General features: G+C 45.5%; 16 protein-coding genes. 10 read left to right on the top strand and 6 right to left on the bottom strand.

Annotation, left to right across the window (positions count from 1 at the left end):
* Positions 1-3 precede the first annotated feature (3 nt).
* The 3 genes from V7M78_RS09665 to V7M78_RS09655 all read right to left on the bottom strand — a co-directional run bounded on the left by V7M78_RS09665 (position 4) and on the right by V7M78_RS09655 (position 3,068).
* The gene (locus tag V7M78_RS09665) at positions 4-825 is read right to left on the bottom strand and encodes an MBL fold metallo-hydrolase (protein WP_333648874.1); all 822 of its coding nucleotides are present in this window, start codon (positions 823-825) and stop codon (positions 4-6) included.
* Positions 826-924: 99 nt separating this feature from the next.
* Positions 925-2,511 (bottom strand): flavodoxin family protein, encoded by a 1,587-nt coding sequence (locus tag V7M78_RS09660; protein ID WP_333648873.1) that lies wholly within the window; start codon positions 2,509-2,511, stop codon positions 925-927.
* A complete protein-coding gene (locus V7M78_RS09655; RefSeq protein WP_333648871.1) occupies positions 2,508-3,068 on the bottom strand; it encodes a PadR family transcriptional regulator in 561 nt (186 codons plus the stop codon). The genes V7M78_RS09660 and V7M78_RS09655 overlap by 4 nt, the downstream gene beginning before the upstream one ends.
* A gap of 350 nt (positions 3,069-3,418) precedes the next feature.
* Here V7M78_RS09655 and V7M78_RS09650 point away from each other — a divergent pair, with 350 nt between their 5' ends.
* Genes V7M78_RS09650 through V7M78_RS09620 form a run of 7 tightly spaced genes read left to right on the top strand, consistent with a single transcriptional unit; the run spans position 3,419 to position 10,479 of the window.
* Positions 3,419-4,522 carry a BMP family lipoprotein gene (locus V7M78_RS09650; protein WP_333648868.1) on the top strand — a complete coding sequence of 368 codons (1,104 nt, stop codon included), beginning with the start codon at positions 3,419-3,421 and terminating at the stop codon, positions 4,520-4,522.
* A gap of 14 nt (positions 4,523-4,536) precedes the next feature.
* Positions 4,537-6,054, top strand: a complete 1,518-nt coding sequence (locus V7M78_RS09645) for an ABC transporter ATP-binding protein (protein ID WP_333648866.1) — start codon at positions 4,537-4,539, stop codon at positions 6,052-6,054.
* Positions 6,038-7,072, top strand: a complete 1,035-nt coding sequence (locus V7M78_RS09640) for an ABC transporter permease (RefSeq protein WP_333648864.1) — start codon at positions 6,038-6,040, stop codon at positions 7,070-7,072. The genes V7M78_RS09645 and V7M78_RS09640 overlap by 17 nt, the downstream gene beginning before the upstream one ends.
* Positions 7,073-7,978: an ABC transporter permease gene (locus V7M78_RS09635; RefSeq protein WP_333648862.1), complete on the top strand. Its 906-nt coding sequence runs from the start codon at positions 7,073-7,075 to the stop codon at positions 7,976-7,978. It begins immediately after the preceding gene.
* Between the two features lie 37 nt (positions 7,979-8,015).
* A complete protein-coding gene (locus tag V7M78_RS09630; protein WP_442914639.1) occupies positions 8,016-8,804 on the top strand; it encodes a GntR family transcriptional regulator in 789 nt (262 codons plus the stop codon).
* A gap of 5 nt (positions 8,805-8,809) precedes the next feature.
* Positions 8,810-9,529 (top strand): purine-nucleoside phosphorylase, encoded by a 720-nt coding sequence (gene deoD / locus V7M78_RS09625; RefSeq protein WP_333648858.1) that lies wholly within the window; start codon positions 8,810-8,812, stop codon positions 9,527-9,529.
* Positions 9,526-10,479 carry a nucleoside hydrolase gene (locus tag V7M78_RS09620; RefSeq protein ID WP_333648856.1) on the top strand — a complete coding sequence of 318 codons (954 nt, stop codon included), beginning with the start codon at positions 9,526-9,528 and terminating at the stop codon, positions 10,477-10,479. The genes deoD and V7M78_RS09620 overlap by 4 nt, the downstream gene beginning before the upstream one ends.
* Before the next feature lie 73 nt (positions 10,480-10,552).
* On the opposite strand, the gene V7M78_RS09615 is transcribed toward V7M78_RS09620, so the two are convergent.
* The 3 genes from V7M78_RS09615 to pyrB all read right to left on the bottom strand — a co-directional run bounded on the left by V7M78_RS09615 (position 10,553) and on the right by pyrB (position 12,304).
* On the bottom strand, positions 10,553-10,789 hold the full coding sequence (locus tag V7M78_RS09615; RefSeq protein WP_333648854.1) for a helix-turn-helix domain-containing protein: 237 nt from the start codon (positions 10,787-10,789) through the stop codon (positions 10,553-10,555).
* Positions 10,790-10,961: 172 nt separating this feature from the next.
* Positions 10,962-11,387 carry an aspartate carbamoyltransferase regulatory subunit gene (locus V7M78_RS09610; RefSeq protein WP_333648852.1) on the bottom strand — a complete coding sequence of 142 codons (426 nt, stop codon included), beginning with the start codon at positions 11,385-11,387 and terminating at the stop codon, positions 10,962-10,964.
* Complete coding sequence (gene pyrB, locus V7M78_RS09605; protein WP_333648850.1) at positions 11,381-12,304, bottom strand: aspartate carbamoyltransferase; 924 nt, start codon at positions 12,302-12,304, stop codon at positions 11,381-11,383. Before pyrB ends, V7M78_RS09610 begins: the two co-directional genes overlap by 7 nt.
* 239 nt (positions 12,305-12,543) lie before the next feature.
* Here pyrB and V7M78_RS09600 point away from each other — a divergent pair, with 239 nt between their 5' ends.
* The 3 genes from V7M78_RS09600 to V7M78_RS09590 are packed head-to-tail and all read left to right on the top strand — an operon-like array spanning position 12,544 to position 16,427.
* Positions 12,544-13,263, top strand: a complete 720-nt coding sequence (locus V7M78_RS09600; protein ID WP_333649046.1) for an ABC transporter ATP-binding protein — start codon at positions 12,544-12,546, stop codon at positions 13,261-13,263.
* Complete coding sequence (locus V7M78_RS09595) at positions 13,250-15,070, top strand: COG1361 S-layer family protein (protein WP_333648848.1); 1,821 nt, start codon at positions 13,250-13,252, stop codon at positions 15,068-15,070. Before V7M78_RS09600 ends, V7M78_RS09595 begins: the two co-directional genes overlap by 14 nt.
* Positions 15,060-16,427 (top strand): ABC transporter permease, encoded by a 1,368-nt coding sequence (locus V7M78_RS09590; protein ID WP_333648846.1) that lies wholly within the window; start codon positions 15,060-15,062, stop codon positions 16,425-16,427. Before V7M78_RS09595 ends, V7M78_RS09590 begins: the two co-directional genes overlap by 11 nt.
* Positions 16,428-16,443: the final 16 nt, after the last annotated feature.

The raw sequence follows: 16,443 nt of genomic DNA, 5'->3' as shown, positions 1-16,443 counted from the left end.
TTATTACAGATCAATGATTTCCAGATCGTCGGGTATGAATAGACGGCCTGTGAAATAATGCCTTCCCTCCTCCTGGTACAGAGCCTTCCGCTGGGAAAGCTGTTTATCTTCGGTGTGGTAGAGAAGAAGGTTTTTAACCTGCCATTGTTCTGCGTAGGTGCAGGCATCTTTTACAGTGTCGTGATTTTTTTCATAAGGTTTAAAAATGTCCTTATCCCTGTAAAGGCATAAAACCTCACGAAGCAGCCAGTCACTTCCTGCGGCATAGGGAAGCCCTGCATCGGTACACGGTTCGTCGCCGAGACATGTAAGTCTCTTACCGTTTTTTAAGGTAGTGGCAAACCCGAATTGTTTCATCTTTTTTGATTGTATATCGAAAAAATGAAATTCATATCCGCAGATAGGAAGGACTTGCTTATCTTCAACACCTATGAGGAATATCCTTTTATCCACATGTTTATAGAACTTGGGCTGAATGGTCAGTTCGCCGATTGTGCGGATGACAGGGATGAGGTCATTATGGCAGTATATATGCAGATCCCCCGTGTAATCCCCTTTGTTCATGCTGGTTCCTATGACCCGGATGAGCCAGAACAATCCAAAGAGGTGGTCTGCATGGCCGTGGGTGATAAAAATATCATGAATCATTCTGTAATCAATGCCGGAATCGTGAAGCTGCCGCAGGATTCCATTTCCCCCTCCGCAGTCAACCAGAATCATGGAGTCAGGATTGCAGATTAAGTAACAGGTGTTGTAGCAGTGAATTGCGGTTGCATTGCCCGTACCCAGCATAATTAATTGTTCTTCTGTATTGGAAGTTGGCATTTTTGTATCCTTTCGGTAAAATGTGATAGCTCTGTAAAGTATTTTAAATCCATTGGCCCGGGTTTTGCAAATAGATAAAAGTTATAGCAGAACATGTTTCTAGCTTCTGGCATAGCGGGCGGGATACCATTTCTGAAACCATGCTGTAAAAATACCCATCAAAGCAGGAAGTGCGGAATTGATTAAGCCGATAAAAGCAGAGAGGCTGGTTCCCATGATTAAGTAAGTCCAGATAGGAGTTATAAGATACAGCCCTCCCCATGCCGCGGTCAATATGCGGTTTATTTTTATAAAGAGAGGGTTGGAAAAGGCACTTTCTCCTCCGTAGCTCCTGGCACTGTAATGAGCGGTCAAAGGGATTTTGGCAAATGCACCGGAAATCCACATCAGTCCAAACAGTAAATAGCTGCCGGGAATCACAAGCCTGGTATCTGTACCCAGCAAAGCGGCAAGGGAAAGACAAGCCGTGATTGGGATGGCGGCCTGCTCGTATACAACGGGCCGGAATATAAGCCAGAATAAAGGGGTAAGGGAAGCGGCGATAATGCCTGCTGCTCCGCCGGTTACAGGATCGGCTGCAATAACTGTCCAGATCACAAGCCATGGCAGGAGAAGGACCATCATGCTGGCTTTTCTTTGTGTTTTTTCTCCTTCTGGTTTTATAGGGGTGAGCAGGGGAAATAATTTATCCCATTGAAGCATCAGGTTAAAATCACCGAAGACCTTATACATGCGCTGAAACAGCGCCTCCTGTCCTGAAATTTCATTGCAGGAAATGGCACGCCAGACCTTGTAGGGCGTTTCGATTCTGGTGGTGTATGGTTTAAAACCGTCTGTTATGACCTCTGCTCCCTGTTTTGTCAGTAAAATCTGATATGTTTTATCAATGTCTGTATAGAAAAACTCCAGAACCCGCTCCACCCCATCCGGCTGATAGAAAGCCGTCATCTGGGTTGTAAAGAGAAGGCTGTCGTCTTTTGGATTGCCTGAATCTTTGCTTTTAGAAATACCCCAGGAAGCGTCAGCAGCCTTTTCAAACACATCACGGGGAAACAGGGGCTTTTCAATTTCCTCCCGGGTTTTGGCATCAATTCCCCCGGCGGCATATTGGGCACCTGCCCGGCGGATGAGTTCCAGATACCCGTCAGTGCGGCCTTTCAGCTCCGGTACACGAAACAGTTCTCCTTGTCCGCAGAGGATTGTTGTATAACGGCCTTTTCCGCAGAAGTGGTCAAACATGGAGGTAACTGCATCATAATTCCCCGTTGGTGTCCAAAAGCCGCAGGTGGAGATAACAATATGCTTTTGATCAGCCAGATCATACCTGGGCGGATGAGAGCCGCTGTCGCTTTCCCCTTCCATAAAGGGAAGATTTAAGGGGAGCTGGCGGTCAATAAGGTTTTTAAGGCTGCCGGGAACGCTGAAATAATATAAGGGAAAAGACCAGATAATCACATCGGCATCAATGATCTTAGCCAGGATTTCAGTCATGTCATCGTGTATGACACATGCCCCGGGGGTTTTGTTCCAGCAGGAAAAACAGCCTAAGCAGCCCTTTATATCAGCCTTTGCCACATGGATGATCTCTGCATCTGTCCAGCCTGCACCTTTTAAAAAGGCGCGGGTCAGATGCATGGTATTGCTGGAGTCCCCTTTTGGAGAACCGTTTATGACCAAAACTTTCATGATTCCACCTCCTCTAAAAGGGAGATTGCTTTATCCGCCCAGTTAAGACCTGCCTGAAAAAACTCATCTCCATAAAGCGCTGCTATTTTCCAGTATTTGATTCTTTGATCATCCTTTACAATTGCCCCATATTCTGAGATTGCGTCACGGGCAGCATTCATCTTCCTAATCTGTTCAGAGCATTCTTCCCGGTATGCGTAAAGCATGTTCAAAGCTTCTTTTGTGCTGGTTTCTCCGGCAAAAAATACACGCATCAAAAATGCACTTTTAACACTCATCGCATCCGAAATATCGGCTTCCGGTGTGGAGAGCCAGTTTTTCAGTTCTTCTTTTCCGGTGCCGGTTATGGTATATACTCTTTTATTTGGTTTTTCGTTTTGTATGACCCGCTGGCTGGTCAGCCAGCCCTGTTGCTCCATGGTGTTTAATTCACGGTAAATCTGGCTGGTTTTTGCCTGCCAGAAAAAAGAAAGAGAATCTTTAAACGCTTTATCCAATTCATAGCCTGTCATAGATCCATAATTCAAAAGCCCTAGAAGCCCATGTTTAAGTGACATACGAAATAATACCTCCACCTTTTTATATTATACAAGTTGAATATACCATATTGTGAATATAGTGTCAAGAATGGACATATCATGGACTTGTTTTTTATATTATTTTCAAAATTACACAAGCCTTCCCCTGCATCAGTTAGAAAGACACACCCAAAACAGCAATAAGGACATAAGAAAAGTGCACAAAAAAAATGGAGTAATTTGTTGAAAACTAACGATTTTAATATAAAACAGAAAAATACTGTTTACAAACAATATTAAACGTGCTACATTACAACTAACTTGTTAAACAAGTTAGCAAACATATTCAAAAAGTTACTAAACAAGTATAAAAATGGAGGATACTATTTATGAGGAAATCAATCAGAAACTGGGCAGCGATTTTTATGGCAGTTACCATGGCAGGCAGCATGATGGCAGGCTGCAGCAGTTCTGCCCAGAAAGGAAGCAGTCAGGCTGAAAGCGGAAAGGCTGAAGGTCAGGAGCAGGCAGAAAGCGGCAAGACATCAGAGGCAGTAGACGGCAGCGGCGCACACATAGGAATCATATTTACAGAGGCTGGCTTAGGCGGCAACTCCTTTAATGACCTGGCTTTGGAAGGTGTTAAGAAGGCTGCAGAGGATTATGGCATTACCTATGATGAGGTAGAACCGAAGTCAGTATCAGATGAGGAAATCATACAGGACGAGATGGCTGCTTCAGGAGAATATGATCTGATCATCTGTGTAGGTGCAGAGCAGGTGGATGCACTGACTAATGTGGCAAATACATATCCGGAGCAGAAATTCGCACTTTTAGATGCCGCTTCAGATTTATCCAATGTAGCTTCCTATTCCTGTAAAGAGCAGGAAGGTGCTTTCCTGGCTGGTGCTCTGGCAGCTATGGCCAAGGCTGAAAAGATCGATGACAAGCTGGGAGACGGCAAAACCATCGGATTTATCGGAGGTGTGAATAATCCTCTGATTAACAGGTTTGCAGCAGGCTATCAGGCAGGTGCCCAGTATGTGGATCCTGATATGACGGTTTTAATTGACTATGCAGGCGGCTTTAACGATCCGACTACAGCCAAGACCATAGCCAACACATTTGTGGAAAAGGGCGCAGATTTAATTTTCCATGCAGCAGGTGCTTCAGGTATGGGTATGTTCCAGGCCGCTGAAGAAAAGGGATTTGTAGCCATAGGCGTGAATTTAAACCAGAACGGCATTGCTCCTGACTTTATCATGGCCAGTATGCTGAAAAAGCTGGATTCCTGTGCTTACCATGCTATCACCAGTATTGTAGAAGGAACCTATACGGGTGAAAATCAGGTACTGGGACTTAGTGACGGTGGTGTGGAAGTAACTGCAGAAGGCAGCAATATAACGGTATCTGATGATATTCTGACAAAGCTGGAGGAGCTGAAGCAGAAGATTATTGCCGGAGAGATCGAGGTTCCTTCAGAACTGAACTGAGAGGAGATACGGATATGAACGCAATCACAATGACAGGTATTGTCAAGTGTTTCGGGCCTGTACGGGCCAACGATGGTATAGACTTTACTGTGGCAGCTAAAGAAATCCACTGTTTACTGGGAGAGAACGGCACAGGAAAAAGTACTCTGATGAACATTCTCTTCGGGCTTTACCACCCGGATGCAGGTGAGATTATGATTAATGAAAAGAAGGTCTCTATCTCAAGCCCCAACGATGCCTATAATCTGGGAATTGGTATGGTACACCAGCATTTTATGCTGGTGAGCCAGCTGACAGTATTAGAGAACATCATCCTGGGTAAGGAATCCGGCGGCTTCTTCTTAAACAGAAAAGAAAGCCGGGAGCGTGTGGAAGAACTGGTGGAGCGGTTTGGGTTTAAGCTGGAGCTTCAGGAAAAGGTTGCCAATTTATCAGTAGGTATGAAGCAGAGAGTGGAGATTTTAAAAACACTGTACCGAGGAGCCGACATCATCATACTTGATGAGCCTACTGCAGTTCTGACACCTCAGGAGGTAGATGAACTGTTTAAGATACTGAGACAGCTGAGAGAAAAGGGAAAAACCATCGTATTCATAACACATAAACTGAATGAAACTATGGCACTGTCAGACCGGATTACAGTTATCCGTAAAGGTAAAGTGGTATTTAACTGCAATACATCCGACACCAGTGAAAAAGAGCTGGCCACCCAGATGGTAGGCAGACAGGTAGAGAATATCGTGGTTAAAAAGGGTCAGAAAACGGGGCCTGTGGTTCTGGAACTGAAGGGTGTACGCCTTCATGAGCGCGCAGGTGAGACTGTCAGCTTGAGTGTACGTGCAGGTGAAATCCTGGGGATAGCAGGTGTAGACGGCAACGGCCAGCAGGAGCTGGAGGAGATGATTGTAGGCAACAGAAAGGTGACGGAAGGGCAGATTTTTATTAATGGAACCGATGTGAGTCAGATGCCTGTCAAAGACAGGAAGGCTATGGGACTGGGCTATATCCCTTCTGACCGTCATAAAAATGCCATGATTTCCAGCTTTTCCATCACCGAGAATTTCCTGTTAGGCTATCAGGGAGCAAAGGAATACTGCAGCAGAGGTTTTATCAGCTATGATAAGCTAAAACAGGATGCAGCGAAACAGATAGAAGACTTTGAGATCAAAGTTGCAGGTGTGGAACAGGAGATCGGACAACTCTCAGGAGGAAACCAGCAGAAGGTAATCCTGGGAAGGGAGATCAGCCATGATCCGGGTCTGATACTGGTAGCACAGCCTGTAAGAGGCCTGGATATCGGAGCCATTGAAAAGGTGCACAAAACTCTGCTGCAACTGAAGGAGCAGGGAAAAGCCATTCTGCTTATATCAGCGGAGCTGTCAGAGATCATGAATCTAAGCGACCGTATAGCCGTGTTTTATGAAGGCAGTACCAGTGCCGCGTTTGATAATGGCTCCTATACGAAAGAAGAGATCGGGCTGTACATGGCAGGCAAGAAACAGGAGGTAAGAGATCATGAAACAGATGTGTAAGAAAAATGCGGCTGAGATCGGCAAATCTGCAGCAGCCATAGGGATTGCACTTCTCATCGGTGCTCTGTTTATCCTGATATCAGGAGAGTCTCCTGTAAAGGCCTATGGCTCTCTGATCAGGGGAGCTCTTGGTACGCCCCAGTCCATAGCGAATACCATCAGTAAAAGTATCCCTCTGGCCTTTACCGGGCTGGCAGTAGCCATGGGCTCCAGATGCGGTATGCTCAATATCGGTGCAGAAGGCCAGCTTCATGCAGGTGCCATGGCATCTGTTATCACTGCTTTGTTTTTTTCTTCCCTTCCGGTTCCTTTGTTGATGATTGTCAGTATTCTGGCAGGTATATTGGCAGGAATGGCAGTGGGAAGTGTACCAGGTATTTTCAAGGCCAAATTCCGTACCAATGAAGTGATTGTAGCGATTATGCTGAATTATATCTGTATACTGTTTACCTCATATCTGGTAAATGGCCCCTTCAAAACAGAGGGCTCCACTGCCCAGACAGAACTGATTTCTGAGGGGCTTTGGTTTGGGAAGCTGCTTCCCAGGACACAGTTGACCTATGCGCTGTTCCTCCTGCTGATTGTGGCATTGCTGATGTACATATTCTTATGGAAGACCTCCGTAGGCTATCAGCTGAGGGCGGTGGGGGCAAATCCTTTCGCATCTGGAACAGCAGGCATCCGTGTTAATGTTTACTTCATCATGTCCATGGCCATCAGCGGAGGTATTGCTGCTCTGGCAGGTATTACAGAGATATTCGGAAAATATCACCGTTTTATTGAAGGATTTTCTCCTTCCTTTGGATTTACTGGTATTGCAGTAGCTATACTTGGCAGAAATCATCCGGCCGGTGTGCTGCTGACTGCGCTGCTGTTTGGTATCATGGATATGGGCTCTTTGCGTATGAGCAGGGAGACTATGGTTTCCACCAACATGGTGACAGTGATTCAGAGCCTGGTAATTCTTCTGGTTGCAGCTCCTGAACTGATTAAATGGAGCAGAAAGAGAGGACAATAGATGAACGTGATGAATCATTTTATCGCACTTACCCTGCAGCTGTCAGTCCCCATCATCCTAGGGGCGCTCTGCGGAACCATAGCCGAAAGAGGCGGTGTGATTTTACTGGGTGTGGAGGGAATCATGCTGATCGGGGCTTTTGCAGGAGCAGCAGGCTCCTATGCAGCGGGCTCAGCTTTTGCAGGAGTGGTTTTATCAATTGTACTGGGCGGCCTAATCGGTTTTATTTACGCCATGTTCTGTATCAAATGGAAGGCTCATCAGTCAGTAGTCGGAGTAGGTGTAAACCTGTTTGCCAGCGGTTTCACCGCTGTGATGCTGAAGGCCATCTGGCAAACGGAAGGTATGTCGCAATCAGTGCCATCCATTGCCAGCATAACAGTGCCCGGGCTTTCTGATGTACCGGTAATCGGAGCATTTTTCAAGGATCAGTCTCCTTATCTGTATGCCATGTTCCTGATTGTGGCTGCTGTATGGGTGATATTTTATAAGACGAAATTCGGGCTTCGATACAGAGCTATTGGGGATCAGCCCCATGCGGTACAGACTGCAGGTGTACCTGTCAACAGATACCGTTATATAGCCATGATTACAGCAGGAGCCATAGCGGGACTGGCAGGTTCTTACCTTTCCATCTCCCAGAACAATCTGTTCGTATCAGATATGACTGCAGGCAGAGGCTTTATGGGTCTGGCTGCGAATATATTCGGAGGCTGGCAGCCTCTCGGTTCCATGGGAGCCGGTATGGTCTTTGCCGTAGCACAGGCAGCCAGGTTCTACTTAACTGATGCGGCTATTCCATCTCAGTTTGTGCAGATGCTGCCTTATGTGGTAACACTGGTGGTTCTGCTGTTTGTAGGAAAAAGAGTAAAAGGTCCGGAAGCACTTGGCAAATTGGTGGATTAGTTCTATACTTAAAAAATGAGAACAAAACCAGAAGCATATGAAAGGAGTATTTAGACCGTTGAGGGATACAGCTGTAAATGAGAAAGATGTGAAGATACCGTTATATGTGACTGTCTATGAGACCATCAGCCAGTGGCTGATGGAAGGGAAATACAAAGCAGGGGAGAAGCTTCCCGGAGAGAATATACTGGCTGAGCAGCTGAAGGTCAGCAGGGGGACCCTGCGCCAGGCCATGCTTCTTCTTCAGGAGGACGGACTGATCAGCAATCATCAGGGTAAGGGCAACATCGTCCTCTCCAACCAGGATATGAGTAAAAACGGACTTGAGAAGATCGGAAATCCTATTGCAGATTTTTCCAGTGAACCTGTAGACAGGGTGGAGACTACCATTGGTTTTCAGCCTGCTACGAAGAAGCATCAGCAGGTGTTAAAGCTGAGGCCCTCCAGTGTGGTGGCTGTTATAGACATTACTTATTATTCAGCTCATACACCAGTAGGCTTTGTCATGGTGTATATGCCTCATGAGATCCTGGCTGGCAGCAATGTGGAGCTTGAGAATACGGATACGGTTTATGAGTTCTACACAGAGCTTTTGTCCACCGGCGTCCTGTACAGCGATACCAAGATCAGACTGGGGCAGGTGCGGGAACGTCTGGCTAACATCCTCTCTATGGAAGAGGGCGAGCCGATTCTGATACTGGAGGAGGTCCTGTATTCAGAGTATGACACCCCTGTATTGTCCCAGAAGATGTTCTTTGGTGCCGGCCAGCATGAACTGAGCATACGCAGAAAGAATGACAGGACCAATATAAAGAAAGCGGAGTAAAAAGTATGAAGACTTTTCATAACGAGGCAGAGGAAGGCCAGATCGGGAAGGCGGTTTTGATGCCTGGAGATCCCCTTCGTGCCAGATATATTGCAGAAACATATTTAACGGATGTAGTCTGTTATAATAAGGTCAGGGGAATGAACGGATACACCGGATATTATGAAGGGAAGAAGATATCTGTCCAGGGAAGCGGCATGGGCATCCCTTCTATGGGAATCTATGCCTATGAGCTGTATCATACATATGGAGTCAATGCCATCATCCGTGTAGGAACGGCAGGAGCCATCAGAGAAGAGGTTGCGGTTGGGGATATTATCATGGCTATGGGCTGCTGTACCAATTCCAACTTTGCATCCCAGTATCACCTGCCCGGAAGCTTTGCTCCCATAGCTGATTTCGGGTTGTTAAAAGCAGCCGCAGATGAGGCAGAGAAGGTCAAGGCCCCTTACCATGTGGGCAATGTCCTCAGCTCGGATGTATTCTATGAGGATCAGCAGGGAGAAAAGGCACAATGGGCCAAAATGGGCGTTCTTGTCCAGGAGATGGAAACTCTGTCCTTATATACCACAGCAGCCAGGGCAGGAAAAAAGGCTTTAAGCATACTGACGGCAGGCAGCAGCCTTCACAGCGACAGGGCCCTGACCAATGAAGAACGGGAACAGAAGCTGGATATGATGATCCGCTGTGCGCTTCATGTGGCTTTATGGAAGGCAGAGGAATGAAGAAATTAAAAGTGTTAATAGATGCAGATACGGGTGTGGATGATTCCATTGCCCTTCTTTATACCCTGTTTCACCCTCATGTGGAGGTGGTGGGTATTTCTACTGTATGCGGCAATGTGGAAGCATGGCTGGCTGCAGAAAACACCTTAAAGATCCTGGATCTGGCAGGAGCGCCTTCCATACCAGTAGTAGCAGGTGAAGAAAAGTCCTTATGCGGTGAATGGGAAGGACGTGTTTCTTTCATCCACGGAGACAATGGCCTGGGGAATGTCACGCTCCCGGACACCAGCAGACAGCTTAAGAAACAGGATGTCAGCCAGTTTCACATGGAGCTGGCTGACAAGTACCAAGGGGAGCTGGTGGTAATTACTCTGGGTCCTCTGACCAATATCGCACGTACACTGAGGCGCTTTCCTGAATTTGCAGGAAAGGTAAAGCATGTTTTTATGATGGGCGGTACCTTATCCATGAGAGGAAATGTTTCTCCTGTGGCAGAGGCAAATTTTGCCTGTGACCCAAAAGCCTGTGATGAGGTTTTTATGTCTGGTATGGATATCACAGTGGCCGGCCTGGATGTGACTATGAAGACAAGGTTAAGGAAAGAGCATATAGACTGGCTGGCAGGCTGCTGCAGGCCGGTCTGTGAGCAGTCTGTGGATTATATGAGTAAGGCACTGGTTCACTACTTAAAGGGAAATCAGACTCAGAATTACTGTATGGGTGACTGTCCCCTCCATGATCCTCTGGCTGTTATATGTGCCCTGGCCCCTGAGCTGTTTTCCATAGAGAAGAAAAAGGCCAGAATCGAATGCGGGGGCACTTACTGCAGAGGCATGGTTGTGACGGATCTAAGGGAACATACATTTGCTGCGGAATATGTGAATTTTGCTGTGGATGTGGATGCGGAACGGGCGATCAGGGAATTGATGTCGGTGTTTTGGGAGAATTGAGTATATAATTAAAAACGCCTGCTGCCTAAGTAATCACTTAAGCGGCAGGCGTTTTTGGGGAATCCGGCTCTTGTTATTTGTTTTCTTCGGATTTCTTACTGTCTTCCGCAATATCAACCCGGTATTCCATGATTTCTTCCACCTTGCAATCCAGGATTCTGCAGAGCATATCAATGGTGTGAGTGGAAACAAAGTTATTCTTTTTCAGGCGTCCGATCTGCCCGGCACTGACTTTGCAGTATTTGATCAGATGATACTGGCTGATATTTTTCTTTTTCATGGTTTCCCATAATCTATCATAGACAATCATGTATTGTCACCTCCACCCCCTATTAAACCTTGATTACCCGGCAATGCATATTATCTATAACTGGATAATTGGAAAAGCGGAAGTGTGGCAGTGTTACAGTCGTAGGACAAAAGTCATGATCCAAAAAAAACACCTGGAAGCTCCCAATCAGGAGGTTCCAGGTACAATGAAATTATTTCGTATATTTTTCTTCGCAGTATCTGCAGCGATAGGTTTCGCTTTCCTCATCAGTGAGATAGAAGGTGTGAGGCAGTTCCTGCTCAATGGAGGTAATACAGCGTGGGTTTTTGCAGTGAATTACATTGGTGATCTTTTTAGGAAGACTTAAGGTTTTCTTTTCCACGATGGCATTATCCCGCACAATGTTAACGGTAATGGTGTGGTCGATAAAGCCCAGAATATTTAAGTCAATGTGGTCCAGGCCGCCTTCTATTTTAATGATGTCTTTTCTTCCCATCTTGCTGCTTCTGGCATTTTTGATGATAGCCACCTGGCAGTCCAGCTTGTCCAGTCCCAGGTTATAATAAATATCCAGGCTTTTTCCGGCTTCAATATGGTCTAATACAATTCCTTCTTTTAATCCGCTGATATTTAACATGATTTTTCTACCTCCAATAATGTCATGATAAGAGCCATTCGCACATAAACACCGTACTGTGCCTGTTTGAAATAAGCTGCTCTCGGGTCACTATCGATTTCTACGGAGATTTCATTGACTCTGGGAAGAGGATGGAGCACGAACATATCCTGTTTCGCCAGTTTCATTTTTTTCTTATCCAGAATGTAGCAGTCTTTTAAGCGGATGTAATCTTCCTCATTAAAGAAACGTTCCTTCTGAACACGGGTCATGTAAAGGATATCAAGTTCAGGCATGGCATTGTCAAGGTTGTCCATTTCGACGAATTCCATATTATTGGCCCGCAACACATCTTCTCTGATGTATTCAGGAACCCGTAACTCCGGAGGGGAAATTAAGATAAACTTGATGTTTTCATAGCGTACAAGCGCATTGATCAGAGAATGAACCGTACGGCCGAATTTCAAGTCACCGCAGAGGCCGATGGTTAAGTTGTTTAAACGGCCTTTTAAAGAATTAATAGAAAGCAGATCAGTCAGGGTCTGGGTTGGATGCTGGTGGCCTCCGTCACCTGCATTGATGACCGGGATAGTTGAATAATTGGCAGCTACCAAAGGAGCACCTTCCTTGGGGTGTCTCATGGCGCAGATATCAGCATAAGAGGAAATGACACGGATGGTATCTGCAACGCTTTCTCCTTTTGCAGCGGAACTGGAGTCGGCAGAAGAAAAGCCCAGTACACTGCCACCCAGATTCAGCATAGCAGCTTCAAAACTCAGACGGGTTCTTGTACTTGGCTCATAAAATAATGTGGCTAATTTCTTTCCATCGCACACATGGGAATATTTTGGAAGATTTTCTTCGATATCCTTTGATAGGTCTAATAAATGCTGTGTTTCTTCAACACTAAAGTCTAAAGGGTTTAATAAATGTCTCATAAGAATCTCCTTTATCTGTTACTGTGATTTCAAAGTCTATCCCATTATATAGTATTCATTCAAATATTTCCACACTTTTTTTAAAATTATAATATAATTATTTTTCCACCATTTTCCTTGTAAGGAATATGTAATAAAGTGTAAGAAAATTAAGGATGGCTGATTCCAATATCTTGTTGTATAATGTGTATACAAGTTGAAGTAAGGAGGTATCCGCTTTGGTGAAAGGCAAAACGCCTATGATCCAGGTCAAGGATCTATATAAGGTGTATCAAGTGGGAAATACCAAGGTTTATGCGTTAAACGGCGTGGATTTTACCATATATAAAGGAGAGTTCTGTGCGATTGTAGGTCCTTCCGGTTCCGGTAAATCCACCCTTTTGAATATGATGGCAGGTCTGGAAAAGCCCTCAAAGGGGGAGATCGTCATTGCCGGAAAGCATATTGAAAAGCTTTCGGAAAATCATTTAGTTGCGTTCCGAAGAAAGCATGTGGGATTTATTTTTCAGTCCTATAACCTGTTAAAGACCATGAATGCAGTGGAAAATGTGGCTCTTCCCCTTTCCTTTCGGGGAGTGCCAAAGAAGATCAGAAATGAAAAAGCAAAGGAATACATAAAGCTGGTTGGATTGGAAAAACAGATGAAGCATCTGGCCAATGAAATGTCAGGAGGACAGCAGCAGAGAGTGGGCATTGCCAGAGCTCTGGCCTCAGACCCTCAGATCATCTTTGCCGATGAGCCTACGGGAAATCTGGATTCTAAGACCACCAAGGAAATATTGAATCTGATGCAGCGGATTGTCAGGGAACAGAATCAGACATTAATCATGGTTACCCATGATAATTATATCGCCCAATTTGCTGACAGGCAGTTTCATATTGTAGATGGAAAGATTTTTAAGATTGAAGAACAGCACCATGAGGATGCAGAGGAGGATACAGGGAATGAAGAGGGTTAGAAAAGGAGTTTTATGGCTGCTCGCGGTCATTATGATTATTTCGTCTGTACCGGTGACAGCTTTTGCAAGGCCGGGATACGACCGTTATATTGATGTGAAAAAAATCCCCAGCGGAAAATCAGGACAGAACATGACCATTAGCATGGTTTTCACAAATATTGATGATATTGATTTGGAGGGCGTGGCAATTCGTTTTGACGAAGGATTGGCAAACCAGGAAAGCGATGCTTTTGAGGATGGGGAAACCTTCACCGGAAGCGTTTTTCCTTTTGAAATCACCACCGATACCTTCGATAATAAAAAGATTGGAAATGTGAAGAGCGGAAGCTCTAAGACAGTCTCTCTCACAGCAAGGGTCCGGAGAGACATAGCAGACGGCTATTATTCCGTTCCTCTGGAGATTGTAACAAATGCCACTGCTAAAAATGATGGAAGCGGTCTGGCCCGTGAAAAAATTAATATCTGGATCACAAAATCCACCTCAACCACAGATCCGGACGAATCAGAAGGAGATATCCGGTTTGAACTGGGAGAGGGACAGAATACACCCTCTGGCGTTTACCCCCAAGTCATGAACTTTGACATCAACTTCCGCAATTCCTCTAATATTACGGCCTTTGATGTAAACATCCGCATGGGTCTTGACCAGGACAGCACCAAATTTCCTTTTGACATCAACGACGGAAGCTACAACAGGCATTACGATAAGATCAGCGGCGGAGAGACGGTTGCAGTGCCCTACAGCATGGCCATCCGCAAAGATGTATACAGCGGGTATTACCCCATTACCTTTACCATAGAATACCGGGAAAGCACAGAAGGAGAAGTTCAAAAAACAGAGCAGATTTTTTATGTGAAGGTGCAGAATAAAGAGAGAGAAGAAAACACAGGAGAGTTTGACCCCAATGACAGAACAAGGGCCAGAATTATAGTAGACGGTTTTGAAACCATTCCGGAAACCATTTATGCAGGAGAAGAATTTGAACTGATTCTTCATATGAAAAATGCTTCCGACCACGTTGCAGCCAGCAACATTCTGCTTAGCCTGGAATCGGAAAAGGTGACTGACAGTGCGGTATTTACCACAGATGCAGGCTCCTCCTCCTTTGTAGTGAATCACCTTGGCGCAGGGCAGACAACAGATTTAAAGGTAAAACTGCAGGCAGGGGCCTGGGTGGACCAGAGAACCTACGCCATAACCATCAATGAAAAATATGACAGCCCTGAATTTAAAAATGCCGAAGAAAAGGTAACAGTAAACATTCCGGTCAGGCAGGTAGCCCGTCTGAATACGGGAACCGTTGAAGTGATGCCGGATTCTATCAACGTAGGCTCAGAAACCAATGTCATGTTCCCCATTAACAACACGGGAAAGGTCCTTCTTTACAATGTCATGGTATCCTTTGTGGGGGACAGCATTCAGCAGAACAGCAGCTACGTGGGAAATATTAAGCCGGGAGAGACCGGAAATGTGGATATTATGCTCTCCGGTGCCGCACCTACTATGGATGACGGAAAGGTGAAAATTCTCATCACCTATGAGGATGAAAACGGAGTGGTCAGCGAGCCTATCGAAAAGGAACTGACCCTGATGGTAACAGAGCCTATGGACCCTGGCTTTGATATAGAAGATCCCGGGGAATTTCCCGTAGACGGAGATGCTCAGGGCACATCGGGACTTAGTAAAATCCTTATTCCGGTGCTGGCAGTCGTGGTGATTGCTGCTGCGGGAGGAATTGTTTTCGTACTGAAAAAGCGGAAAAAGAAGGCACAGGAGCTGGGAGAGGAAACAGATAATGAGATTTAGCGATTTGCTTTCCATGAGTGTAAACAATTTAAGACGCAGGAAGCTGAGAACATTTTTAACAGTTCTGGGAGTTTTGATCGGTACGGCTTCCATTGTGGTTATGGTGTCTTTAGGTATTGGTTTTAATGAGCTTACTATGGAACAAATTGCTTCTTATGGAAGCCTTACGGAAATTACCGTATATTCCAATGCCATGTGGGGCGGAAATGACGGCAGCAGTGAGCCTGATTATATGACTGATGAGGTGATTAGCCAGTTTAAGCAGATTCCTCATGTCAATGACGCTTCTCCATTGCTGGAAACCAATGTCCTTATGTTTCAGGGGTCTTATCAGGCCAATATCAATATCATGGGTGTCAGCGAAGGGTATATGAAGAACATCGCCTTAAAAGAAGGAACCCATCCGGAACCTGGAAATAAAGAACTGAAGATGGTTATTGGAAACATGGTAGCCAGGCAGTTCCATAACCCAAAGAAAATGAATTCCGGTTATGGCTATTATGAAGACTTTTCTTCTGTTCCTGATGTTGATTTTATTAATAAGCCCCTGTTTGTGATTTTTGACACAGATGCCTATTACAATTCCCAGGGCGGGGGCACCGGACCGGATGGCAATCCTGTCAAGCCTCCCAAAAAGTATCTTCTTTCCACTGCAGGGCTTGTGGAGGGAGGGCTGGAAGACTGGAACAATTACAGCTATGGGGTTTATGTGGATCTGGAGGCTTTAAAGTCCCAGCTGAAGCAGATATTTAAAAAGAAGCCTATACCCAATCAGCCAACCAATAAAAAAGGAAAGCCTTATAATTATTTCATTTACCAGCAGGCCATTGTGGAAGTGGATGATATGGCCAATGTGACCGAAGTGCAGAAGACCATTACAGATATGGGATATCAGGCCAACAGCAATATGGAGTGGCTGGAGCAGTCCCAGAAGCAGGCTAAGATGGTTCAGGCCCTTTTGGGAGGAATCGGAGCTGTTTCCCTGTTTGTAGCTGCTATCGGAATTGCCAATACCATGATGATGTCCATTTACGAGAGAACAAAGGAAATCGGAATTTTAAAGGTTTTGGGATGTGATATGAGAAATATCAGGAACATGTTTCTTCTGGAGTCAGGCTTTATCGGCTTTTTAGGAGGAATAACGGGAATTCTCTTCAGCTACGGGGTATCCCTTCTTATTAATAAAATCCTTGCCGGACGGTTTATGGGAGGTGTGCCGGGAGATTTATCGAGAATTCCTCCCTGGCTTGGAATGACAGCCATCTGGTTTGCCGTATTTGTGGGAATGGCTGCGGGATTCTTCCCGGCCTTGCGGGCTATGAAGCTGAGTCCGTTGGCTGCCATACGGAATGAATAGTTTAATTTGTGCTTGC

The sequence above is a fragment of the Lacrimispora sp. genome (assembly GCF_036758025.1).
In the GTDB taxonomy this organism is placed as follows: domain Bacteria; phylum Bacillota; class Clostridia; order Lachnospirales; family Lachnospiraceae; genus Lacrimispora.
The sequence above is the reverse complement of the archived record's forward strand: the minus strand, read 5'-3'. Positions and strand labels throughout refer to the sequence as shown.